The organism is Coleofasciculus sp. C1-SOL-03, assembly GCF_040220555.1.
GTDB lineage: Bacteria > Cyanobacteriota > Cyanobacteriia > Cyanobacteriales > Coleofasciculaceae > Coleofasciculus.
This window is the reverse complement of the sequence record NZ_JAVJUO010000074.1, coordinates 21505-46680: the sequence shown is the minus strand read 5'-3', so window position 1 is coordinate 46680 and position 25176 is coordinate 21505. Positions and strand designations below refer to the sequence as shown.

At 45.9% G+C, this 25176-nt stretch carries 18 protein-coding genes, 1 tRNA gene and 1 pseudogene; 17 read left to right on the top strand and 3 right to left on the bottom strand.

All coding sequences use genetic code 11. The annotated features are described in order from the left end of the window. The first annotated feature begins 92 nt into the window (after positions 1-92). The gene (locus RIE73_RS12510; RefSeq protein ID WP_446401482.1) at positions 93-737 is read left to right on the top strand and encodes a DUF3318 domain-containing protein; all 645 of its coding nucleotides are present in this window, start codon (positions 93-95) and stop codon (positions 735-737) included. Here the strand turns inward: RIE73_RS12510 and RIE73_RS12505 are convergent. After that, positions 734-1516, bottom strand: a complete 783-nt coding sequence (locus tag RIE73_RS12505) for a 7-carboxy-7-deazaguanine synthase QueE (RefSeq protein WP_446401481.1) — start codon at positions 1514-1516, stop codon at positions 734-736. The genes RIE73_RS12510 and RIE73_RS12505 overlap by 4 nt on opposite strands. A 119-nt stretch (positions 1517-1635) precedes the next feature. Between RIE73_RS12505 and RIE73_RS12500 the strand changes: the two genes are divergently transcribed. From RIE73_RS12500 to RIE73_RS12465, 8 genes are all read left to right on the top strand, one after another. Continuing rightward, positions 1636-2595, top strand: a complete 960-nt coding sequence (locus RIE73_RS12500; RefSeq protein ID WP_446401480.1) for an anti-sigma factor antagonist — start codon at positions 1636-1638, stop codon at positions 2593-2595. 25 nt (positions 2596-2620) lie between these two features. After that, positions 2621-3085 carry an ATP-binding protein gene (locus RIE73_RS12495; RefSeq protein WP_446401479.1) on the top strand — a complete coding sequence of 155 codons (465 nt, stop codon included), beginning with the start codon at positions 2621-2623 and terminating at the stop codon, positions 3083-3085. 238 nt (positions 3086-3323) lie between these two features. Next, a complete protein-coding gene (locus RIE73_RS12490; RefSeq protein ID WP_446401478.1) occupies positions 3324-4652 on the top strand; it encodes a glycosyltransferase family 4 protein in 1329 nt (442 codons plus the stop codon). Positions 4653-4716: 64 nt separating this feature from the next. Beyond that, the gene (yqeK, locus tag RIE73_RS12485; RefSeq protein WP_446401477.1) at positions 4717-5304 is read left to right on the top strand and encodes a bis(5'-nucleosyl)-tetraphosphatase (symmetrical) YqeK; all 588 of its coding nucleotides are present in this window, start codon (positions 4717-4719) and stop codon (positions 5302-5304) included. Positions 5305-5363: 59 nt separating this feature from the next. Continuing rightward, positions 5364-5801, top strand: coding sequence for a ribosome silencing factor (rsfS, locus tag RIE73_RS12480; RefSeq protein ID WP_446401476.1), 438 nt, complete (start codon positions 5364-5366; stop codon positions 5799-5801). A 14-nt stretch (positions 5802-5815) separates the two neighbouring features. Then, entirely contained in the window at positions 5816-6316 is a 501-nt protein-coding gene (locus RIE73_RS12475) for a CGLD27 family protein (RefSeq protein ID WP_446401475.1), read from the top strand. A 134-nt stretch (positions 6317-6450) separates the two neighbouring features. Continuing rightward, positions 6451-7407, top strand: a complete 957-nt coding sequence (locus RIE73_RS12470; RefSeq protein ID WP_446401474.1) for an asparaginase — start codon at positions 6451-6453, stop codon at positions 7405-7407. A 103-nt stretch (positions 7408-7510) separates the two neighbouring features. Beyond that, positions 7511-7587: transfer RNA gene (locus RIE73_RS12465), tRNA-Met, on the top strand. Positions 7588-7967: 380 nt separating this feature from the next. Here the strand turns inward: RIE73_RS12465 and RIE73_RS12460 are convergent. Then, positions 7968-12491: a S8 family serine peptidase gene (locus RIE73_RS12460; RefSeq protein WP_446401473.1), complete on the bottom strand. Its 4524-nt coding sequence runs from the start codon at positions 12489-12491 to the stop codon at positions 7968-7970. Between the two features lie 181 nt (positions 12492-12672). On the opposite strand from RIE73_RS12460, the gene RIE73_RS12455 reads away from it, so the two are divergent. The 5 genes from RIE73_RS12455 to RIE73_RS12435 all read left to right on the top strand — a co-directional run bounded on the left by RIE73_RS12455 (position 12673) and on the right by RIE73_RS12435 (position 23377). Continuing rightward, positions 12673-13392 (top strand): sigma-70 family RNA polymerase sigma factor, encoded by a 720-nt coding sequence (locus RIE73_RS12455; RefSeq protein WP_446401472.1) that lies wholly within the window; start codon positions 12673-12675, stop codon positions 13390-13392. 255 nt (positions 13393-13647) lie between these two features. Further along, positions 13648-14766 carry a DUF1822 family protein gene (locus RIE73_RS12450; RefSeq protein ID WP_446401471.1) on the top strand — a complete coding sequence of 373 codons (1119 nt, stop codon included), beginning with the start codon at positions 13648-13650 and terminating at the stop codon, positions 14764-14766. A gap of 20 nt (positions 14767-14786) precedes the next feature. Continuing rightward, positions 14787-16622 (top strand): CHAT domain-containing tetratricopeptide repeat protein, encoded by a 1836-nt coding sequence (locus RIE73_RS12445; protein WP_446401470.1) that lies wholly within the window; start codon positions 14787-14789, stop codon positions 16620-16622. After that, positions 16622-17755 carry a hypothetical protein gene (locus RIE73_RS12440; RefSeq protein WP_446401469.1) on the top strand — a complete coding sequence of 378 codons (1134 nt, stop codon included), beginning with the start codon at positions 16622-16624 and terminating at the stop codon, positions 17753-17755. Before RIE73_RS12445 ends, RIE73_RS12440 begins: the two co-directional genes overlap by 1 nt. Positions 17756-17821: 66 nt before the next feature. After that, positions 17822-23377 carry a CHAT domain-containing protein gene (locus RIE73_RS12435; RefSeq protein ID WP_446401468.1) on the top strand — a complete coding sequence of 1852 codons (5556 nt, stop codon included), beginning with the start codon at positions 17822-17824 and terminating at the stop codon, positions 23375-23377. Here the strand turns inward: RIE73_RS12435 and RIE73_RS12430 are convergent. Beyond that, a pseudogene (locus RIE73_RS12430) lies at positions 23367-23690 on the bottom strand (Uma2 family endonuclease); the annotation flags it as partial. The gene RIE73_RS12435 and the pseudogene RIE73_RS12430 overlap by 11 nt on opposite strands. Positions 23691-23833: 143 nt before the next feature. Between RIE73_RS12430 and RIE73_RS12425 the strand changes: the two are divergent. The 3 genes from RIE73_RS12425 (at position 23834) to RIE73_RS12415 (ending at position 25145) form a co-directional block, all read left to right on the top strand. Next, a complete protein-coding gene (locus RIE73_RS12425; RefSeq protein WP_446401467.1) occupies positions 23834-24148 on the top strand; it encodes a nucleotidyltransferase family protein in 315 nt (104 codons plus the stop codon). Beyond that, a complete protein-coding gene (locus RIE73_RS12420; RefSeq protein ID WP_446401466.1) occupies positions 24135-24494 on the top strand; it encodes a HepT-like ribonuclease domain-containing protein in 360 nt (119 codons plus the stop codon). Before RIE73_RS12425 ends, RIE73_RS12420 begins: the two co-directional genes overlap by 14 nt. A 96-nt stretch (positions 24495-24590) precedes the next feature. Beyond that, positions 24591-25145, top strand: a complete 555-nt coding sequence (locus RIE73_RS12415; protein WP_446401465.1) for a CHAT domain-containing protein — start codon at positions 24591-24593, stop codon at positions 25143-25145. Positions 25146-25176 lie beyond the last annotated feature (31 nt).

Below are 25176 nucleotides of genomic sequence, written 5' to 3'. Positions count from 1 at the left end.
GCACCTAGCCAGAAACAAGGCGGAGGGCGAATCTCGCTATACTGCCAAATGATACCCTTGTTTATTGGTTTAAGTTTCCTGGAGGCAGATCTATGACATCCTATGCAACCTCTTCTGCCAAAGCCGAGATGAGCGAACTTCGGCGTCTAAAAACCTTACTCCCCCCAGAATTGCAAAGCTGGGTCATGGTGGAAGGAACGACTGAGGTCAATCCCCCATTGTTACGCACCGAAGAAATTGGTAGCGATGAGGTGGAGGTGCAAATTGACTTAGTGAAATGGGAGCAGTTTGCTCTTGACCAACGTAATCTCCTATTTTGGCACGAAGTTGCCCGGATTCAGAATGACACGATCCCCAAAGAAGGGTGGGAAATGGCAGCCCTAGCCATTGGTTTGGGAGGGGCTGTAGGAGAACTTTGGGTACAAGATGGATTGCTACTGCTGTTGGCACTCGCCCTCTGTGGTGTGTCTGGGTGGAGACTCTATCAGAAAAACAACGGCGAGAAAACCCTCAAGGCAGAAATTGAGGCAGATGAAAAAGCGATCGCCCTGGCTACTCGCTTTGGTTACACTCTCCCCAACGCCTACAAGAGTCTAGGCAGTGCCTTAAAAACATTAGTTGAAGTGACCCCCGGTCGCCGTCAACGTCGCCGCTACGAAGCCCGCCTAGCTGCCTTGAAGAAAAGTGCCGCTAAAGCCAAAGCTGAAGCAAAAAGCCAGCGTGAACCCAAACCCTAACGCTGACCGATCATCTTATGGGTTTGGGGGACAACCCGCACTGATTTGAGATGGCGCTTCATCAACGCTTGCCATTCTAAAACTTGAGTCGGCATTGGCGGGATCATTGGCGGATGATCAGATGTCGCTAGGGGCGTTACCGGTTGTAAAAACACCGGGATACTGGGGTGACACGCTGCAACCAATTCGGCAGCTAACTCCAGTTCGGCGGTGTTGGTTGTTTGGGCAATAATCAGCTTGACAAAAATCTCGACATCTGCATCACCACAAAGCTGGAGAAACTGACGATGAGCGTGCCAACAGTTTTCCCCACTTACACTCGGCAATTTCATATCCATACCGATACTATTTAAATAGGGTAAAATCTGGGCTAGTTGCTCCGGACGATGTCCACCGGTTTCCAAATAGATGGGTAACCCGGTTCGATGTCGTACTACGGGCAAGAACTCTCTTAAAAAGGGAGCTTGCAACAGGGGTTCGCCCCCCGTTATGCTAATGCTTTCATGGAGTCCTGGATAATTTTGCCGCTCAACCCATGCCAGTAACTGATCAACGGTTACGGGATTAGGATGAGCTTCAAAGTCCCGATTTCCAGGGGTTTGTTCCACATCAGCTAAATCTGGAACTGTCCAGGTATTCTGACTATCGCAAAAATGGCAGCGCAAATCACACAGAGCCAAACGGATGAATAATTGACGGATACCAACATTGAGTCCTTCCCCTTGAATGGCAGAAAACAGTTCAATGAGCCGTGCGGTGCGTCCAGTTTTAGCTGACATTTTTTTACATTGAATCGGTAAATTCCAGTGAGTTTTCGGTTAAGTTAGCAATTGTACGACACAATATTGGTCAGAAACACAGGTGAATACCAACAATACAGGTCGTTATGGGTGACTCAATGTCAGAAGCGAATTTTAAAGTAATACTATTGCACGAAACTCCCGTCATGCAACTTCCGGCTCGCCTGAGTGTGCTTGAAGCTGTGGCTTTCAAAGAAACCTTCCAGCAAGTTTTGCACAACCACCCCCTACCGCCAAAAATTATTTTAGACTTTCGTCAAACGACCTTTATCGATAGCTGTGGGATTGGGGCATTGGTCAACAATTACAAAAATGCGACCAGTAAAGAGGTTGAACTGGTACTCACCAATGTTAGCACTCCGGTCATGGCAGTTTTGAAAATGACGGGACTCGATCAAATTCTCACAGTGGAACTCCTGTCTGAATCAAGCCAGCCACCAGCATTACCACCCACTCACCCCTCTACCCGCTCTGGGATCAAACGCGGACTCGATATTATCGGCGCAATTGTGGGCTTAGGAATTACCGCACTGCTGTTTATTCCCATTGCTATTGCCATCAAACTTGATTCGCCAGGTCCGATCTTCTTCAATCAAATCCGTAAGGGGTGGATGGGCAAAGAGTTTCGGATTTGGAAGTTCCGCTCTATGTATGTCGGTAGTCAGGATATTAGTCAGGGTAAGATTAGAGTTAAAATTTTGGATGAAAATGCCCCAGATCCCCGAGTGACGCGAGTGGGTCGGTTTTTACGCAAAACTAGCCTCGATGAACTGCCTCAATTTGTCAATGTCCTGAAAGGGGAAATGAGTTTGGTGGGAACTCGACCCCCGACACCGGATGAAGTAGACTACTACGATGTCCCCGAATGGCAGCGTTTAGATGTCAAACCGGGTATGACCGGGGAGTGGCAGGTCAATGGGCGAAATCAGATCCACGAGTTTAAGGACATCATTGACCTAGATTTACGCTACCAGCATCACTGGAGCTTGATGTATGATGTCAAATTAATTATCAAAACTATTTTAGTTGTATTTTCTAAAAATAGTGGCGCGGCTTAAAAAACATTGCACTGGCTTTCGATTGATGCATAATGACAAACCGCTTAAACAATCGCATCTCAAGGTAACCACAGACATCAATGCTGTTGCTGAAATTTTCGCCTGGTTTGATAGGTTAGCTTTGCGCCAATTTCCTGATCAATTTTGCAGGGATTGTAAAGTGGCACTAGACGAAGCCTTTGCCAACGTGGTTGATCACGCTCATCAACACTTACCCAAAACCACCCCGATTGAGTTGGAACTGAAGCTATTTGCTGACCGCTTAGAGATGCGGATTTGGGATCACGGAGAACCGTTCGACTTGCAGGCTACGCTGGACGCTTTACACCAAAAAGGCTGTACCCTTTTAGATGAAACAGGCAGAGGATTACTTTTGATGGAACAATTTACGGATGAGTTATCTTACCAATGTTTATCTGACCAGCGCAATTGCTTGTTTATGGGAAAACGACTGGTATCAGTGAGCCAAGAGTCACCAGCCATTGAATAGAATCTATGAAATCTGTGATTGATTCAGGCTTTAGGCTGATTGCACTGACTCTGGCTAGGCGGCATTCTGATCAAGGCAACTACAATGGGTAGATTCTACAATAATGGTGTTTCCGTAGCAGTTGAGCCGGACAATGTCCTTGAACATAAGCCTAGACATCCTGATTGATAGGCACTCGGCTAGTTTGGCGAAAAAATTAGCCCCAACTGGGTAAGTCCCACTTGCTTTCCTAAAATTTATGAGAATTCTGATTTATTCCTACAACTATTTTCCCGAACCCATTGGTATTGCCCCCCTGATGACTGAACTCGCTGAGGGGTTAGTGAAACGAGGACATCAGGTTCGGGTGGTTACGGGTATGCCTTGGTATCCTCAAAAAGAAGTCTATAAAGACTACCAAGGAAAATTATACTGCACAGAAGTGATCAACGGTGTAGCGATTCAGCGCAGCTATGTCTGGATTCGCCCTGAACCCAGTTTAATCGACCGATTATTATTGGAAGTTAGCTTTGTGGCGACGAGTTTTGTCCATGCTCTAAAGGGTAAGCGCCCCGATATCGTTTTTTTGACTGCACCACCACTACCCGTTGCCGTACCCGCCGCACTCTTAGGATGGCTACACCGTGTTCCAGTGGTTCTAAATCTTCAGGATATTTTACCTGATGCCGCTGTACACCTGGAAATTCTCACCAATCCCAAGCTGATTCGCATCCTTTCCATTCTGGAAAAATTTGCCTACCGGACAGCGACCAAAATCAGTGTTATTGCTGATGGGTTTATTAAAAACTTGCGGCATAAGGGAGTTAGTGAAAGCAAAATTGAGCTGATTCCCAATTGGGTGAATGTTGATTTTATCAGACCTTTACCGAAACAACCGAATGCATTTCGTCAAGAGCATGGACTCAACGGGAAGTTTGTGGTCATGTATTCCGGTAATATAGCGCTTAGTCAAGGCATAGAAACCGTTATTCAGGCTTCGATTCGCCTGCGTCACATTCCCGACATTGCGATTGTCATTGTGGGAGAAGAAAAAGCTCTAGAGCGATTGCACCAAGAAGAAACGAGGGCACTGGTCGAATGGCAGATTGAACTCCAAAAGAAAGCGCGATCGCAGGTGAAAGCAGAAGCCAAAGCCTTGCAACAACTCCAGCTCTATAAACAAACCTGTAAAGCCACCAATGTTCTCCTGCTACCGTTTCAACCTCGCGAAAAACTCCCGGAAATGCTAGCCGCCGCCGATGTCGGCTTGGTTTTGCAAAAGCACAATGTTATTGACTTTAACATGCCCTCAAAGATTCCAGTCTTGATGGCAAGCGGTCGCGCCATCATCGCCTCGGTGCCCGCTGAAGGGACAGCTGCCAGCGCTATCCAAAGAAGTGGCGGTGGCATTATTGTCGAACCCGAAGATCCTAAAATGTTAGCCGCCAAAATTTTGGATCTGTATCTCCATCCGGAAAAAGTCAGCGCTTTGGGTGACAAAGGCAGAACGTATGCTGAAGACAATTATTCCTTTGACCGAGCGCTTGATCGCTATGAACAACTCTTTGCTTCCCTTCAGAACGGTTGAGATAAAATGGGTTCAATACCGATAGTATAGAGTCAATCTTCGCCTTGAGGAGTTTGGTGACCGAATGCGGGATCAGGTTTTAACCTGGCTAGACGATAATGTACCAACAGCCCGGATGCAGCACATCCTGAGGGTTGAGCAGATGTCTGTGGAATTAGCTCAACATTATCATTTAAATGTGGAGCAAGCCGCTCAAGCTGGATTAATGCATGATCTGGCGAAATACTTTAAGCCAGAACGACTCTTGCTGATGGCTAGGGAGGGCGGTATCGAGATAGATCCAATCTGTGCCGCGACGCCCCATCTGTTACATGCTGATGTCAGTGCTATCGTGGCTAAAGAGCAGTTCGGTATCCAAGAGGACACCATACTCGAGGCGATCGCGCTGCACACGTTAGGAAATCCAGGAATGAGTGAGATGAGCTGCGTGGTGTTTTTAGCCGATAGTCTAGAACCAGGTCGTGGTGATACACCGGAGTTGGAGAATTTGCGAACAATTGCTCGCGTCGATCTGCACAAAGCCGTTTGGCTAACCTGTGACTACTGTGTCAAACACCTGCTCAATACTCGTCGCCTGATTCATCCCCGCATGATCTTAACTCGCAACTGGGCAGTACAACAGTTTAGCCAAAAACCAGAATCGGCAAAATAGGTCGATGGATATAAACCCAAAACTGTTACGTTTTATAAAAAATCCTCAAACTCTAACAAATGACAAATGACAAAAAACAAATGGCAAAAGACCAATTTCAACGATCATCTACCTTATTTGTCAACGACAATCAAGAGCAAAAAACGGGACCCGATCTGGCATTAACCATTGCCCAAGCTGCCGATGAGCGCAAAGGCGACAATATCGTCATCCTCCGCGTGGCAGATGTTTCTTATATTGCGGATTATTTTGTGATTGTAACCGGCTATTCACGGGTACAGGTGAGGGCAATTGCTCAGTCGATTGAAGATCAAGTGGAAACGACTTGGCAACGGCATCCTCTACGCACCGAAGGACAAGCCGATGGCAGCTGGCTGCTTCAGGATTACGGTGAGGTGATTGTTCATATTATGCTGCCTCATGAACGGGAGTTCTATAATCTAGAAGCATTTTGGGGTCACGCCGAACATGTTGAATTCAATTCGCAACAATCGTAACCTGAACAAAGACTATGAGGGAATCGTCCGTTTCTTTCTGTCCCGTCCCGACAGAACAACAACCGATTCATGAGTACCAAGAATTAAAAGACTCTTGGTTTTTCCGATGGGCGAAGCTAGAATTGGGAGATTATGCACTCAAGCTGGCTTGGGTGTGGGGTTTAAGCTGGTTGATAGCCGGTCCAGTCGCCGCCGCTAGCTTTGCGCCGCACCAGCATCTGGTACAGTTTATTTTGGCAGGGGGGGGCGGTGCTGGAGTGTTTCTGATATTGGTGTTACTGCGGCTATATTTAGGGTGGTCTTACGTGGGCGATCGCTTATCGACCGAAACCATCGGCTATGAAGAGTCCGGCTGGTATGATGGTCAAACCTGGACGAAGCCACCAGAAGTCCTGAGTCGCGATCGCTTGATCGTCTCCTATCAAGTTCAACCCATTCTGCAACGCCTGCAACGAACATTGGGCATTATCGCTATTCTGATCATCAGTGGCAGCTTGCTATGGAATCTTTCTTGATCATTTATGGTTTGGTTTTTCCTCAAAACGATTAAGTGGGTTGATGGAAATAAACCCAACACTATTAATTTCTGTAAATATTCCCTAAACTCTTAACCAATGACCAATGACCAATGACCAATGACGAATAACGAATGACAAGGGTAAAACGTAATCAAGCACCAGCGATCGAAGTCCGTTTACTCCGGGAAGGCATAGCCGAATCCACCCACCACGCTCAAGCCGTCCTCTGTGATGAGCGCGGGCGCGTGCTATCCGTAGCGGGCAATTCAGAAACATCAACCTTTATTCGTTCGGCACTCAAACCGTTTCAGGCTCTGGCAGTTACCACAACAGGAACTCTGGAACGCTATAATCTCAACGACCGGGACTTGGCAATTATCTGTAGTTCCCACCAAGGAAATTTGGAACAAGTACGTCAAGTTTTTAAGATTCTTTGGCGCTGCGATGTTGACCCGTCAGCCTTGCAATGTCCGATTCCAGCGGGCAAGCAAAGTGCCTTAGAATACAACTGCTCTGGCAAACACGCGGGTATGCTTGCCGTCTGTCGGCAACGCAATTGGTCGATTGATAGTTATTTACAGTACAATCATCCCGTTCAACGACTCGTTTTGAGCAAAGTCGCGGAATTGATGCGGATGCCCCCAGAAGAGTTGATTTTGGCACACGATGACTGTGGGGCACCAACCTATTTTCTGCAACTTGGTCAAATCGGCATCCTCTATGCTCAACTCGCTTCTGGTGACAATTTGGCAATGGAGCGTATTGTCCGGGCGATGACCCATCATCCTCGCTTAGTGGCAGGAGAAGGGGCATTTGATACAGAATTAATGCGATTGACTCAAGGAGAAGTGGTTAGTAAAGCCGGAGCAGAAGGCGTTCAATGTCTAGGTCGTGTGGGTGAAGGGCTAGGTATGGCGATTAAAGTCCTTGATGGAGCCAAACGCGCCAAATATGCGGTAGCGATTCAACTGTTGAAGCAAATGGGTTGGATTAGTCCCGCCGTGGCGGAAAGTTTGGCAGAAACCTTTATGTATTTTGGTGAGTTTAAGCGTCTAGAGGTGATTGGTGAACTCTCGATGAGTCTTTGAAATTGGTTATTTGTCCTTTGTCCTTGGTTGGCACTGCCACGCCTGGGTTTTTTGACTTGGAGTTGTCACATTTAGGAAATAGGTGTTATGCTGTTTACAGCGACGCGGGATAGAGCAGTCTGGTAGCTCGTCGGGCTCATAACCCGAAGGTCGGTGGTTCAAATCCGCCTCCCGCCACCAAATTCAAAAGGTAAGCCCTGTAAACGATTGAGTCTACAGGGTTATATTGTATATATTTTGGGCGGTTGATAGCTCCTAAGTTCACAGCTAGATCAGGGCGCACGTCGGTGCTATCCTACCGTGTTTCAGGCGATCACACAATTATCGGGGCTATCTGGGGAAAGGGAAGACGCGATCGCAGGGTGGGGATAGAGAAGGTGCGATCGCGTGGGAGTCCAGGTATTTGTAGGGACGGGCGCGAGCCGTTTAATTTTAATGTTTGTGATAACTTTTCAACAAAACCCGCCCTAGCTGAAAATGGGGGTGTGTGTTTTAGGCGATCGCAGGGTGGGGATAGAGAAAGTGCGATCACTATCAATGAAATTTCCCCAATTACATCGCTAAAAGTTGATGTAATTACGTGGATTCCGATTATCAGTTTTCCAACGGAATGGAGAGACACGAGTCTCGAAATGTAAATGAGGTCCCGATGAGTTTCCTGTACTCCCCACTTTTCCAATCTGCTGACCTCCAGCTACTATCTGATTTGTGCTTACATCGATACGAGAAAGGTGAGCATAAATAGTTTGAAACTCATTACCATGATTAATTCTTACAAAATGCCCCCATCCATGGGGATGGTATCCAATTTCAACGACTTTACCAGGTTTTGCCGCTTTCACAGGAACATAGGGATTACTGTGCCACGTTGATAAATCAATCCCATAGTGAGATCCACCTCGCGCACCAAATTCACCGCCTGGAAGAACGGTATATGTTCCTGAATCTAAAGGATTTTGCCATGCACTATTTCCGCCGCCACCATTACTACTCCCTTCCTTCACATAATAAGCAGCAACGTAACCAACAGTATCGCCAACTTTAACCTTATACCAATCTGTCCGATTATCCGGCTGGTAAGCATCCCCAGAAACTGTTTCCAGAATGGTTAAATTAGTTCCATTTGGCAACGTACTAATCCTCGCTCCACTCAAAGAAGGGCTACGACGGAAATTCAGACCGATACTGGAATTAACATGTCCTGGTTTGCTTGTCGTTCCACCACCCGGATTTCCCCCAGGTTGAATTGGCGGTTTAGATTTGGGATAGCCAAAAATGTAAGCACTGGGAACCCAATAAGCCTTCCCATTACGCCAGTAACGATACCACAGCGCATCAGATTTACCTGTCCAGATGTCAGTTACAGACTCTCCATACTTCCATCCGTCAAAGTGGAGTGTCTTTTTATAAGGTTCCGCTAAACCACTCCGATCTGAATGCTTCGGACTATTGCGAAGCGCGACTCCAATAGAAGGACCAACCCAGCCAGAGAAAGATTCTGCATGGAACCCTGAAGGTTGACTCGGTGACGAATTGTCAGAGGTTACATCAACATAGTAAGCCGCGACATATCCTTTTTTCCCGTTAACTTCTACCTGATACCAATCATTCCGAGAATTCCCCGTCGGTGTCGTGTAGCCTCCTCCCGTAACTGGTTTCAAAATCTTCAGAGATGTTCCCTTGGAGAGTGACCCAATAATCGTTGCACCCACATAAGAATCAGCACGGAAATTCAACGATATAGAGCCTACCTTAGAATTCACGACACCCGATTTTGTGGGAGATGGATTCGGTTTTGGTGTAGGTGCAGGCTTACTCGGTGGAGGTGTAGAACCTGTGGCATTACCTGTCAAGAATTTCTCAATCCCACGCGCTACAGCATGAGCAGCTTTCTCCACATTGGCACGGCTCATTCCGGCTGCATCGATAAATAAAGATTCAACCAGAACAGCGGGAACATTCGTTGGCGCATTACGCAGAACAGAAAAATCTGCTGTCTTCACCCCTCGATTAGGAATGATGCTGTCTGGGAAAATTGCATCTAACTCACTATTAATCGCTTTGGCGAGTTCAGCATCTTTAGCTGGAGCGTTTGGATGGGAAAATACTTCATGCCCTTGAGCATTATTGTTGAATGCATTTTGGTGTAACGAGACAAAAATATCATGTCCCGCCGCCCGTTGACCAATTTGTGGCAGAGATAAGCGTTCATCTAACACTTTTACCTCGACACCAAGTTCTCGTAAATGCTCAGCAACAACCTTAGCCTGATGTAGGTTTTCGACAGCTTCATTTGTGCCATTACCACCCGCACCGGGATCAAATCCAGTGTTAGTGATTCCATGTCCGGGATCTAAGATAATTTTCTTCCCAGCTAGAGTTGTTGCATTTTGAGTCGGCGTAGGTTGAGGTTTAGGTGTTGAAGAAGTCCCTGTTCCTGATTGCGGTGCTTGAGAATTTAGTGTTTCATCGGGATTCTTATAGAACTTCTCAAATATTTGTTTGAGGAAGTTTTGCCAAGACGCACTCCCTGATGTGCCAAATACCTTCAAGAAATTAGTTAAGGCGGCTTGTTTGACTTGCTCTGGATTGGGTTGAGGTTCCGGTTCAGGTTCCGGTTGTGGTTCCGGTTCAGGTTCAGGTTCGGGTTGCGGATTGGGGTCATCCCCCGGTATATAAACCACTTGTCCTACAGGTAATTGTGTTGCTTCCTCACTGGTAAAGGGTACATTTCCGGCTGCATCTTTGGTAATTTCTGTCCAACGATTTCCATTCCCTAACTCCCGTTGAGCAATTCCCCAAAGGGTGTCGTCGGCTTTCATTTCATAACGATCACGCACCGCCCGTTCCAGTGGAGTTACTTTTCCGTCACCCCTCCAATTAATCGGAACAACTTGTAAATCGGGATTGTATTCTTCGGGTTTTGTCGCCTTAGCCAGATGAATTGCTGCCGCCATGTTTAGTAAGCCTGACCCGGTTTCTAAATCAGGATTTGCGGTTTTGAGATCAGTCGCTGTTGATTTGAGAATGTCAATCACTTGACGGTAGCTTAACTCAGGGTTCGCTGCCCAAACTTGAGAGACTGATCCTGTAACTTGAGCCGTTGCCACCGAGGTTCCATCCATTGCGCCCAGATGATTTCCTACAGTAGACAAAACTGGATCTTCTAAGGTGCCGCTATCAGCAACAATATCCAAACCGTTGCCGTAACTTGAATAATCAGCACGGTCAAACCCTTTCCAAGCTGAGGTTTCACCATCAATTTGTTCGGCAGAACCAACGGTAATGATGTTATCGAATTGTTGGGATGCTTGTCCTAAAGCAGACATAACTCCGCCGTCATTTCCAGCAGCAACTGCCACTAAAACATTATTTTGGCGAGCATATTCTAACGCTGCCATTTCTACAGGCGTAAATTCATAACGAGTGGTAACGTTTCCATCTGCATCAATTTGGGTTAAATCCATACTCAGATTAACCACCGCATTGGGTTGTCCCGATTCTTGCGCCGCATCAACAAATTCAACTAATGATTCTGCCCACTTGCCAGAACCAACCGCACGCCCAACCCAAAGCGGCGCATCATCGTTAATCCCTTCAATGCCAATATCATTATCTTGAGTTGCCCCAATAATTCCTAACACATGGGTGCCATGTTCATTCCCCTCACCAGCTTCCATTAGAGGGTTATTATCGCCATCAATCCGGTCTTGCCCTAAACTAATTCGGCTATAGTCAATATCAGGATTATTGTCACTGAAGCCTGTATCAATAATGCCCACTAACGGCTGATTTTCTGGAGGAAACTCATTCTGGACAGGTTCAGCCAGTTCAGAATCTGTTATGGGTTCGGTGACGATTTCACTATTGTTAACAGGTTCATCGATAACAACATCCGTTGATTCATCAGTCGTGGGTTCGGTAACGATTTCACCCTCATCGGTTAATAGTCCACCCTCATCAGGGGTATCTGGAGTAATATAAGGTCTGGCATATTCAATCAACGCTTCACCCATATCCGTACCGCGCCAATCGTGATTGGGGTCAACCACATCATCCATCAACGCCGCGTTACCTGTCGCCCCCCGCACTTGGAAAACAATATCGTTATAATCCTGGTCATTCCAATCAGCATCTACGCGCAAGTCTTCCATGACAAATGTGCTACCATCGCCCGTGACATCGGCGATTTGTCCAGTATGGAAGGCATCTTCTGGATTCGCCGTTGCCATGGAAAATAGAGGACGGATTGTACCCCCCGCATCCGGGTTATCAAATACTTGCTGCACCGTACCATTAGGTACTAGCATTACGCCAAATTCATCTCCTGGACGCATTTGGACTGTTTTTACACCCAAATAGTCGCCAGCATTGTTATCCGCTTCTCCAAGTTCACCAGAAAACCGTGCGCCTTCTGTTTGATCTGCAATGGCAATATGACCTAATTCTGAATCACTCAATGCACGAGAGGCGGCTTCTTGGATAAATTCTTCAGAACCCGGTTCAAATTCATCCATTCCTTCTAAACTAAAGATAGCTAATTCCCCCTGATAGCTACCCCCATCAAAGAGGAAATCAATACTCACCTCCCCAGTTTCGCCGACGGTGAATGTGCCAGACTCAAAGGTGGGATTGATAAAGGGAATGTCTTCGAGTTGATCCGTTAACAGTGGCGTCTCTGGCGTTGTTTCGGCACTGCTATCAGCCGTACCTTCTGGGGTTACATCGACATCTCCATCAGTATCGCTAAACGTTTGAGTGTCCCCATCAGAGATATCCCACTCCTCCCCCAATTCTGGGAGTTCAGGGGTATCAATATCCATTGTCGCTAAGTCGGGTGTATCATCAATGCCATCCACTAAACCACTGGGGGTGTACATGGGTTCGAGGATAAACGCTTGTAGCAATACGGGAGACTTGTCAACCAGGGATTGATTATGAGGGGGTGATTTTGAGCCGAATAAACCATTCCAAAAACTCGTCAGCCATCGAAAAACACCATTGTGCGATCGCGCCTTGGTGCTGGATGCTGGAGACGGTTGAGTGGCTGTCTGTTTGCTTGTCGCTACATCTAAACGGTTCATAGCATTATTAAATCCTTCTGTTTACCTGTCATTTACTGGGTCTATCTTTTTTGTCTATAGGCAGTTTTTTTTACAAAACTTCACACTAAGACCCAAAAATTTGAGGATTCGACAAAAAATTTCCAATTCTCAGGGATAACTAAGAGTAGGGACAGGTTTGCATCGAATCATGAGGCGCGTTATGACTGAAGAGTTCAACCCGTCAACGTCTGATAACCGCTTACCCGACAACCAACCTGGGGATTTAGAGTCGAGTCATCGTCAGACTATCGAGGAACAAATGAGTCAGCTTGTTCAGGAAACCTGCAAGCATCCCCCGAATAGCAGCCAGCGACGAAAAGGGTTAAGTCAGCTAATTCGACTGATTGACGAATCCGGTAAGCTGTGGCGGAAATACACGCCTTACTATGAAGATGCGCTGCAAATGATGTGGCAACATCTGTGCCGGAATCTCTGCGAAGCCCCGAGAGGCGGGCAATATGACCCCAGTCGCGGGAGTGTTACGACTTGGTTGAATTGGTATCTCAAGCGGCGGCTGCAAGATTTGCGATCGCAGGCGGAAGCGGAGAAGAAAAGCCGAACCTTTCCCCAACCATCCGATGAACAGGAAACCCTTAATTTTATCGAAAATATAGCGGCTAAACCTGATATTCCCCCCATTCTAGAAGAAACCCGCCATTGGGCGGAAACTGATCCGGAGGGGGAGTTAAGTGGCGTTCATATTAAAGGACGTCCGGATATAACCTGTCAAGTGTTAATTCTGCGTCGCTTACCGCCAGAAACCAGTTGGAAAACCCTAGCCGATGAGTTTAATTGTTCCCTGCCAACTTTGGCTGGCTTTTACAAAAAACAATGCCGCCCTCGTTTGCGAAAATTTGGCAAATCTCAGGGGTATTTGTAATTTTGTAGGGAACAGGGAACAGGGAACAGGGAACAGGGAATTTACAATTCGCAATTAATTGGTCTGAATTTTTATGTTTAGACATCCTAAATGCATCGCGGCAGAAATAACTAACCAGTTAACAAACTCCTTAAAAGCAGCTACATTATGTTCCTTATAGCCTTCTGCCCTCTGCCTTCGGACTTCTGCCTTCTTGTACTAAAAGAGTTCAGTTTATTTCTAGTCCCGGAATTCGGGGACGGAGTGTAACCTATTATGGCTAACCTACAAATGCTCAATGAAACAGTCTTACCTATGCCAATTACCCGCAAAGCCATTCAGACGGCTGAACAATTTGCGGCGGCAATTCCCCATCCGCAAAAATCGGAACAGGTTTATCTGAATACCCTGGCAGTACAGGCGGTGCATGACTATTTACAATTAATGGGGATTGACACCAATTTGCAGCAAAGCGATAGCTGGAATCCTGTGGTGCGGATGTGTGAGGATGTGGCTGATTTGATGGTGACGGGATTGGGAAAATTGGAATGTCGCCCGGTTCTCTCAGAAATAATTAAAGACTTGGAGACACCGATTCAATCCTCCACTGTGCCACTCTGCCCGATTCCCCTAGAAGTGCAGGATGAACGCATTGGTTATGTTGTCGTAGATATTAATCAACAGACAAAAAAAGCCACGCTGCTGGGATTTACTAAAACGGCGGGAACGGGTGAGTTATTCTGGCATCAACTGGAATCTGTGGATGCTTTATTCGATTATCTGGACAGTCTGACACAAGCCCAAGTTCGCCTGAGTCAGTGGTTAGAAAATGTCTTTGAAACCGATTGGCAAGATGCAACATCCCTACTGGAAACAACCACCAATACTGCATCCCCCCAGCGCCGGGATTCTCGGTTGAATTTGGGTCAATGGTTTGGGCAGATTTTTGATCAGGGATGGCAGGCGATTGAACAGGTATTGGGGGGTAAACCTAATCTTCAACCTCAATTCCGGGGTGGGTTAGTCTCGACAACTCCTAGAGGACAACGGGGACTGCAATTGCTGCCAGAAGCTGATGTGATGCGGGCGAAGTTGCTGGATTTGGGGCTACAATTGGGAACTAAAATGATTGCCCTGCTGGTGGCATTAACCCAGGAAACGGATGGCAGAATTAGTTTAGTTGTGCAAGTTTATCCGGCAATGGGGGAGGCGTATTTATCTCCTCACCTGAAACTTATTTTACAGTCTGATCCGGGAGAGGTTCTCCAGGAAGTGGAATCGAGAGGTCAAGATATCTGTATTCAATTGCGACCGTTTAAAGTTGAACCGGGAACCCATTTTAGTTTACAACTAATTCTGGGTGACGTGAGTATTACTGAATCCTTTGTTGTCTGATTGTTGCCCCCATTATCGCCATGAGTGAGTTAGTCGTCTTAAATTTAGGACAAGGGGATTTTAATCAGGGATTTCCTTCAGTTACGGCGCGGTTGGGACAACCGGGGAATCTGGGGATGCAAATGAGTGGTTCGTTGCCGCCAGCACCGGAAATTCCGCAACTGTACACCAATTGGCGACTCCTTTATCAGTTACTTTATCGCCAGAATAAACGTTCCCCTATCGAAGTTGCTCCCTCTGGGATTACTAATATTTCTGATGGGGCGTTTGGTGAGATTAGTCAGCGGTTAGAAACGAGTTTTAATGGGTGGTTGGCGGCGGCGGGATTTCAGGGGATTGAGTCGCAACTGAGAACTCAATTAAGTCCGAGTCAACGGGTTCAGATTATTGTTGAAAGTGATAATGATCAGGTATGGCGACTCCCTTGGCATCTCTGGAACTTGGCAAAACAGGATTTCCCTTATGCGGAAATTTGTTTGAGTAGTTCTAACTATCCTGCCCCAATTCGGCAACGGTTGAAGCCTGCGGGTGCGGCGGTGAAATTGTTAGTTATTTTGGGGGATAGTCGCGGACTTAATGTGAAGAAAGATTGGCGTCTGCTGAAGCGACAGTTACCGGGGGTAGAGGCGAAGTTGTTGGTGGAACCGGAACGGGAGGAGTTGAATGATCAACTGTGGCAAGCCGGGTGGGATATTTTAGTCTTTGCTGGACATAGCGGGAGTGATGAGAATGCCCAAAATGGACGGATTTTTATTAATCAAAATACACAGCATAATAGTTTAACCATTTATGAGTTACAAGAAGCCCTGAGTCGGGCAATTGAGCGGGGATTACAGTTGGTTATTTTTAACTCCTGTGATGGGTTGGGATTGGTGCGAGATTTAGCTGCCGCCCGGATTCCTTTACCGCCAACTATTGCCATGCGGGAACCCGTTGTTGATGCTGTGGCTCAAGCGTTTTTACAGTATTTTTTGCGCGAATTTGCTTGGGGAGAACCCTTGCATTTAGCAGTACGACAGGCGCGGCAACGATTGAAAGGGTTAGAGGATCGATTTCCGGGGGCGAGTTGGTTGCCTGTGATTTGTCAGCATCCGGCGGTGATACCCCTAACGTTACCGGAATTGCGGGGTTCTGGGCAGTTGCCGAGTCGGGTTTCTGGTGCGGCTATTACTCCCAGATTTCGATTATTCCGTCCGGCTTTAAACGGGTTAATTAAGTTTACCCCAATTTTCGTATTTGGCTGTATCAGCAGCTATGTTTTAGCCGGAGATTGGATAGCAACGTCTCTGGATCAATTGGGAGTAGAAAAGCACCAAAACGGGCAGCTTTGGCAAGCTCAAATTTACTACCGCACCGCCACCTGGTTTAATCCTAGTTATGCCAATCCTCACTATAATTTAGGCTATTTGTGTGATAAAGACCTAAATGATGTGAATTGTGCCTTTCAAGGATACCAACAGGCAGCGCTACGGGGACTACCAGAAGGCTATGCTCAAGTGGCTCGTTTGCAGATTATTGATGATAACCATAGAGAAGCGTTATCGGCGATTCATCAATGTTTACAATTGACGGACTACGATGCCGTCAAAGCCGCCTGCTTTAAAAATTTAGGTTGGATATTATTAAAGGAAGAGAATTTAATCGCAGCGGAAAAAAATCTGCGCCAAGCGATTGAATTAGAAGTCGATAGCCCACATTCCCACTGTCTCTTGGCTCAAGTTTTAGACGCCAAGGGGAGAGAACAAGCGGCGCTGACAGCCTGGAAGAATACACTGAAGTATTCACAACATCGGGTTCCAGAACAACATGACTGTATTAGTTGGGCAAACCAACGTGTAGAAACCGGGGGAAATTGATGAAATCTCAACAGTTTATGGCAATGAGTCTGAGTTTACTGGCGATGATTGGGTTAACAGCGCCACGTTGGAAAATGGGTATCGCTTTAGCCACATCCCGGAGACTTGCCAATGGACAAATTATTCAAATTAAAGGTGAGGTACAGATAGAGCGATCGCATGGTAGTATTCTATCCCCAAGTCCGGGAACCTATCTGTATCCTGGAGATCAACTGCTGACAACAAACGGGGCGCAGGTTTTGGTGTACTGTGCGGATTCAACCCAGTGGGTGGTATCGGCGGGGGAACAGCAGTTGAATCGCTGCGCCAGGGAAACTGAGGAGGATAAATGTAACAGCAATTTGGTGGATTGTCCCGATCGCGGTGATAAAATTGCTTGGAGTAATGCACCTATCCCTTACCTGATCAGTCCCCGTCGCACGGCGTTACTGACTCAGCAACCGACGCTACGCTGGAATCCGGTACCGGGGGCGACGAGTTACACCGTCACCGTAGAAGGAGTGACGCCGAAGGGTGAGGTGGTGGCAAATTGGACAACTGAGGTAAGTGAGACGCAAGTAGCTTATCCGGGGGAGTCACCGCTGAATCCCGGTGTTGAATATTTAGCCATCATCCAAGCCAACCCAGGGGCGTCATCGTTAGACGAACCGTCTCGACCGGGAGGACTTCATTTTACTGTACTCGATCACGCTCAAGCTGAGATTGTTCGCGACAAAGCCGCCGAAATTAGCCAACAAGACTGGGAAGACTCAGCCAAAGCCCTAGCACAGGTTCAGCTATATGCAGAGAACCACCTGATTGCCGCTGCGATCGCGCTTTTGGAAGAGTTAGTCGCTAGTGGGGTGGAATCAGCCCCGATTTATCGCCGTTTAGGGGAACTCTATTTAGATGAGTTGGCGCTAGTTCCCCAAGCTAATACTTACTATACCAAAGCGGTGGCGTTAGTCAATCCAAATGATTTAGAAGAACAAGCCGCCGGATTAGAGGGGTTGGCACAAACCCAGTTGGCATTAGATCAAAATGATGCCGCGATGCGTTCGTTTAATTTGGCTTTGGATGTCTATCAACAGTTAGGAGATGGGGAACGGGTGAAACAGTTAGAAACTACGTTGGAGGACTTAATCAATGAATGATAATTTTCACATCATAAACTTGTAGAGACGTTGCATGCAACGTCTCTACATAAAGAGGAGAAAACTATGTTTATAAATCAGGTATCGCATTTACTCAGAAACAACCACTCAGCCATCAAAACCATTAGCCGATGGATAGCGGCAATTGCTCTGTTCACACCCTTTAGCGGTGAATGGGTGCAAGCCCAATCGATTACGCCAGAAACCGATGGAACTGCGACAACGATTACCATTGATGGCAATCAGTTTAATATTGAAGGCAACACGCTTTCGGAAGATGGGACAAATTTATTCCATAGTTTTGAGGAATTTGGATTAGATTCGGGTCAGATTGCTAACTTTTTATCCAATCCTGAGATTAGGAATATTTTCGGGCGGGTGGTTGGCGGTGATGCTTCAATTATTAACGGGTTGATTCAGGTAACTGGCGGCACTTCTAATTTATTTCTCATGAATCCGGCGGGGATTGTGTTTGGCGCAAATGCTCAATTGAATGTCCCGGCAGATTTTACTGCGACAACAGCCACAGGGATTGGTTTTGGTGAGGGGAATTGGTTTAATGCGTTTGATGGAAATGAGTATCAGGATTTAGTGGGAAATCCCAGTGGTTTTGCCTTTGATTTTACGCAACCGGGAAGTGTGATTAATGCGGGGAATTTGGCGGTTACAGAAGGGCATAATTTAACCTTACTGGGAGGTAGTGTTATCAGCACTGGGGAATTAGCTGCACCAGGAGAAAATATTACTGTTGCGGCGGTTCCGGGGGAAAGTTTGGTGAGGATTAGTCAACCGGGACAATTATTGAGTTTGGAAATAGCACCGCCACGGGATAGTGAGGGGATGTTGATTCCGGTTGCGCCGTTGGATTTAGCAACGTTGCTGACGGGAAGTGATGAAACAGGGGAGACAGGGTTAAGTGTTAATCCCGATAATACAGTACAGTTAACCGAGTCTGGCGCGACTATACCAAATGAAGGAGGAATAGCGATCGCTTCTGGCACTCTTGATACATCTAATGTAGGGGCGCAAAGCCTTGCGCCCTCACCACGTATTGGCGGTGAGATTAATGTTTTAGGTAATAAGGTAGGACTCTTTAATGCCAATATTAATGTTTCTGGTACTGACGGTGGCGGGATTGTAAGAATTGGTGGCGATTATCAGGGACAAGGTACGGTTCCGAATGCCTTACGCACATTTGTCAGCAGAGATTCGGTGATTAATGCTGACAGTTTACTTGATGGAGATGGCGGTCGTGTTATTGTCTGGTCTGATGAAGTAACTGGATTTTATGGGAATATTAGCGCTCGTGGAGGGAGCGAGTTAGGAAATGGGGGTTTTGTTGAAGTATCAGGGAAAGAGTCTTTGATTTTTGATGGTTATGCAGATACATTCGCATCTAACGGAAATGCTGGTACAGTATTGCTTGACCCAGTTACATTGACGATTATTGACGCGGCTGCTGGTGGAACTCAAGATAGTAATCTTCCTGCTATATTAGAGAGCAATCCAAATATTGGTGCTAACACTGTATCCTGGGGAGCAATTAAGAACCTAGGAGTAGCTGGAAATGTTGTTTTAGAAGCAACTGGAGATATAGTTATTGCTGATGTAACTGGAACAGCAGGTGCTGGCATTACTGCGGCTGATTTGGTTGATCTGAACTGGACGACTAGCAGCCTCAGAATCACTTCAACGGAAGGTGGAATCGTATTTGCTGATACCAACGACATTATTCAGACAAAAGGTGGAGCGATTATTTTAGAGGCGTTAGGTGGAGATCTTATAGCAGGTCGCCTCACTACAGAAGGACAACTGAGACCAGGACCTGGATTTGGTGGAAATATAAGCCTTGAGGCGGCTGGTAATCTCTCTGCTGAGCAAGTAATAACAGGTTCTGGAGTTGTTTCCCTCACCAGTGGGAACAATATTAGCGTGACTAGAAATTTAAATTCTGGCACCCTGAGTACCGAGGGTGGAGATGTGATAATATCTGCGGTGGGCAATATTACTACAGGTAGTATAAATGCTATAAGTGGTGGTGCAATTGGTAACAATGGTGGCAATATTACCTTGATCAGTCGAACAGGTCGAATCGATACTGGTCGGCTCTATGCATCTTCTTCTAATAACCTTAGTAGCGGTGGCGACATTAAGCTTTCTGCCGAAGGTAATATCACCACTCGTGATATTATAGAATCAACTGGTTTTAATGGAGGAAATGTCGATATCACTAGCGAGACTGGCACTATTAGTGTAAAAGGAATCATTACTATTGGTCTCCAAAATGGGAGAGATGTTAACCTGACTTCTCTTAACGGTAGTGTTAAGGCTGGAAACATATTTACAGATGCAAGTTCTAGTAGTGGAACAGGAGGAAATATTGAAATCATTAGTGGAAACGAAATTGATACTAGGCTAGCTGAAATAAGATCTGTTCATGATGGTAATGGTAATGCGGGGAGTATTACTTTTGATGCAGTTGGTGATATTAGAACTGGCGATGTTATTAGTCGTGTTTTTAACGGAAATGGAAAAGCAGGAGATATTAAATTCAGAAGTCAAGTAGGCGTTATAAACACCACTAATGGAGGTATAAACTCTGTTAACCTTGATAGTGGTTCTGCTGGCAATATTCTATTTGATGCAGATCAAGACATTTTTGCAGGCGATATTATTGTCATCTCAAATTCGCCCACTACAACAGGAGTAAATATTACATTAATTAGTCATAACGGTAATATTCAAACTAGCTCCGGCACTCTACAGGCATCTAACCTTAAAGGCGACGGTGGCAATATTATACTCCAAACCAATGGTAGTATTATTACTGGTGGAACGGTAACAACAGCTATTGGAAATGGCGGAAATATTATTCTTGACAGTGGTGGTTCAATCGATACTAGCAATGACAGTGTAGAGTCTAATAGCATCAATGGGAATGGTGGTATAATTCGCTTTGATGCCAATGGTAACATTACCACTAACGATATTAATTCAAGTGGCAAATTGGATGGTGGCTCTATTTTCTTAAACAGTGGTGGTAGTATTAATACTACTACAGGAATTCTTAACTCTATTGGTGGCAATAACGGTGGTAACATAGTTCTCAAAGCTGCTAATGATATAAATACCTCTGATATCGCCATTCTTGTGAGTGGCTTTAATGCCAATAGTGGCAGCATTGATTTGAACAGCCGTGCTGGTAATATTGATACCACCGCAGGTGCATTGGTGGCTCCTTCTGCTAATGGTAATGGCGGTAATATCATCTTGGATGCTGCTGGCAATCTTGCTGTAGGTACTGTGAATGCTTTTTCAATCTCTGCCCAAGGTGGAGCGCTGAATTTTAGTGCTTCTGGTAATATTAGTATTACTACTGGAGAGGTGGCAACCAATAACAACACTATCATTTTTAACCGCCCAGTTAACTTAACAGGTAATGCATTGATTACTAGTGAAGATAGAGGTAACATCATCTTTAAAGACACAGTTGATGGTAATTACAATCTGAGTCTTAAACCGGGTTCTGGTACTGTGGAGTTTAATAATGTTGTTGGCAGCTCTACACCTCTAAACAATTTGCTCGTTACAGGTGATATCACCACTACTAATCCTTTAGGTGTCGATATTACTACAACCAATAACATTACTACCAACAGCATCACCTCACCAGGAGGAATTACTCTCACCAGCAGAAGCCGACACATTACTACAGACAGTCTCAACTCCTCTGCGTTTAGCGATGGCGGCGATATTACTCTTAATGCCCGTGGCAATATTACAGTAAGCCAAATCAATACCCAGAGTTTTGGTATTGGCAAGGGAGGAGATGTTGAGATCACTACTCCCAGTTTCTTTCAAGCAACTGACTTTTTCTTAGACCAAAATCAAATAAATACAAGTATTTCTACTGCTGGACGATCTGACGGTGGCACCATTATTATCCGTCACGGTGGAGAAGGCATTACTCCATTTATTGTTGGCAATGCGGATACTAATGGTACTGAAGGCGCGATTACCAGGGGAAATGCCACACCTGAGAATACAATTTTGCCGACTCAAGCATATTATTCTACTCATACACAGGATGCAGATCAGATTCAAATTATATCCATTCCTAAATCACCGTCACCCTCACCTGATCCCAATCCTCTACCTCAACCTTCTGATTCGGGATTAAATCCTGATCCGATTTCAAATCTCAGTTCTGAAACAAATCCCGATTCTGGTTCACAGACTAATCCACTAGAATCGCTTGCCCTTTTAGTTGGAGATATTTTAGGAGCTGAAACTCAAATTAATCAAGATCCAGTAACCGGAGATTATAGTTTCAATTGGACAATTCCACACAACCCAGCCCATACTCTATCCCTAAACGTCAACAATTCTCTCCCCATACTACAACAACAAGATGATATTGTCGCTGAAATCGACCAACTCTTTGAAGACCAATATGAAGACTACTTCGGTGAAAACCTCACCGATAAAAACATCACCGCCGCAAATCTGCGCGAAACCCTAAAAACCATCGAAAGTCAAACCGGACAACGAGCCGTGGTTATCTATGTTCGCGCCTTTCCCGACCAACTGCAACTCGTCTTAGTCACCCCCGACACCCCACCCATCCCCAAAACCATCCCCAATATCAACCGCCAAAAACTAGAGCAAGAATTAAAGAAATTCAACCACGCGATTAACAATAACACCAGCCACGCCTACTTACCCACCGCTCAAACCCTCTACAAATGGCTACTTGCTCCCCTAGAAAATGAAATCGAACACCTAGAAATCGATACCCTCATCTTCTCCATGGATGCCGGATTACGCCTAATTCCCCTCGCCGCCCTCCACGACGGACAACAATTTCTAGTGGAAAACTACAGTATCGGGTTTGTTCCCAACTTCAGCCTCACCGATACCAGTTATCAAACCCTAAAAGACGCTCAAGTTTTAGCCATGGGAAGAGACGACTTTTCCAATTCCACCCAAGACAATTTACCCTCTGTTCCCCTAGAATTATCCACTATTGTCGGCAACTTATGGACAGGGGAATCCTTCCAAAACCAAGACTTTACCCTCGATAACCTCCGCACTCAGCGCCGCCAAAAACCCTATAGTATCGTTCACCTCGCCACCCACGCCGACTTTCCCCCAGACGGCGGTAAAGGCGCTTACATCCAACTGTGGGACGAGAAACTAGGATTAGAGGAACTCAGACTCGTCGAATGGTACGCCCCTCCCACCGTGGAACTCTTAACCCTCAGCGCCTGTAAAACGGCGGTTGGCGATGAAAATGCCGAGATGGGATTTGCGGGTTTAGCCGTACAAGCCGGGGTCAAATCCGCCCTCGCCAGTCTTTGGAAAGTCAACGATGCTGGCACATTAGCCCTGATGACGGGATTTTATTCCCAACTACGCAAAGACGAAATTACCATCAAAGCCAAAGCCCTGCAACAAGCCCAAATTGCCATGCTGCGGGGAGAGGTGCGGATTGAATCGGGTCAACTGGTGGGAACAGATATAACCGTAAGCCTACCGCAACAGTTGAAAAACCTGAATGATTCTGAACTATCCCATCCCTATTATTGGGCAGGTTTCACCATGGTTGGTATTCCTTGGTAATTTCCCCGATTTTTGAGTCGTCGAAGACAACTTGGGGAGGAATATTCTCTTCCTCCCACTGTTTGTAAGAACGCCTATCTCCCCTGGGGCGTCCCATAACCACCATCACATCAGGAGCTTGTCTAATCCAAGGTTCTCCTTCTACCGGATACCAGAACAAATCTCCAGCCACAAAGACGTTAGGATTGTCAATAAATAGTGCGTCAATGCCACCTTGAATCGTGACAATTAGGCGAAATTGGATAGTATTGTCTGCCAAGGATTGACCGTCACTTTCGGGGTAGATGATAGGAACCGAGGTGGAGAGGGACATAGCAACAGTAGGAATGCGCGTCTTTTGTTACTGTAGCATAGCTGGTTATTTCCTCAAGTAATTTCTTTTTGCCCTCTCTCTGCCTTGGAGCAGTGGAGCATTCTACTATAGAATCTAAACGTTCAGCCCTTAGGACAAACAAGATGACGACAATTAGCCCAAAGGTTGAGGTATCAAGAGAACAGATTGCTGGGTTTTGCCAGCGCTGGCAAATTACTGAGTTTGCCCTATTTGGTTCTATCTTACGAGATGATTTTCGCCCCGATAGTGATGTGGATGTACTGGTCAGTTTTGCGCCGGAGGCTAAATGGAGTCTTTGGGACATCATTAAGATGAAAGAAGAACTGAAAACGATGTTTAGGCGGGAGGTTGATTTAGTCCAAAAGGATTGTTTACGTAATCCCTTCCGGCGTTATGAAATACTCAGCACAAAACAGGTAATCTATGCTGCCAAATAATCGAGATGCTGGCTATCTTTGGGATATGTTACAGGCGGCACGTCGTCTTCAAGACTTTACGGCTGGTTTATCCTATGAAGCTTATTTAGAGAGTATCTTGCTTCAGAGTGCCGTTGAGCGACAGTTAGAAATTCTCGGTGAAGCGGCGAGACGAATGTCAGAAGATTTCCGTCAAGCGCATCCAGAAATTCCCTGGAGTGCTATTATCGGGCAACGGAATATCATTGCTCATCAATATGATGATATTGAGCTAGAACAGCTTTGGTCTGTAGTGACTTCCGATATTCCCACGCTGATTACTCAATTAGAACCTTTGATACCACCCTTGCCACCGGAAATAGAGTAGTCCATGCGGTTGCTGAACTGTACCTGTATGGATTGAATATGGTTCGCAAAGGACAGCGTTAGCATGCCTTATTTCTAGATCAAGTTTAGGAGTTTGATGAAAATTGCTATTTTTGAAGTGTGTCGTAGTCCGGAAATTAAAAAGAAGACTGAATCCTTAATCCTATCCCACTTTTTTACCAAACAAGCGATAGACTACAAACTTTACAGTAATGATGGGATTTGGCAGGAAAAGACCATCCTGGATAAAGATTTATTTAGATTGTACTTGAAAAAGCCGGATTTTAATATCGTTCACTTGGCTATGCATGGAACGAATGATGGCTTAATTTTGCAATGGTCTAATGCGAAGACTATTGGCGAACGGGTTCCAGAGGTTATATTAACCGATTTTGATATTAGCTTGATGAGAGAATGGCAGGGAAAGGTAGTGGTTAGTGGTGCTTGTAGTTCCGCTCAACTAGCCGATTCTTTTTTGGCGGCGGGTGCAGCGGCTGTAATTGCGCCTCAATCTCCTATCCCTTGGACGAATTTAGGACTTTTTTTTAGCCTTTTCTACAAACATTTATTTTCAGGTAAAAGTTTAATATTGGCGTTAGATTTAGCCGTTTTGCGGTTTCCAGAGTATGAAAGTTATTCGGTTGTGCGTTAGTCATAAACTGTTAGGGATTTTCTGGGCGCAA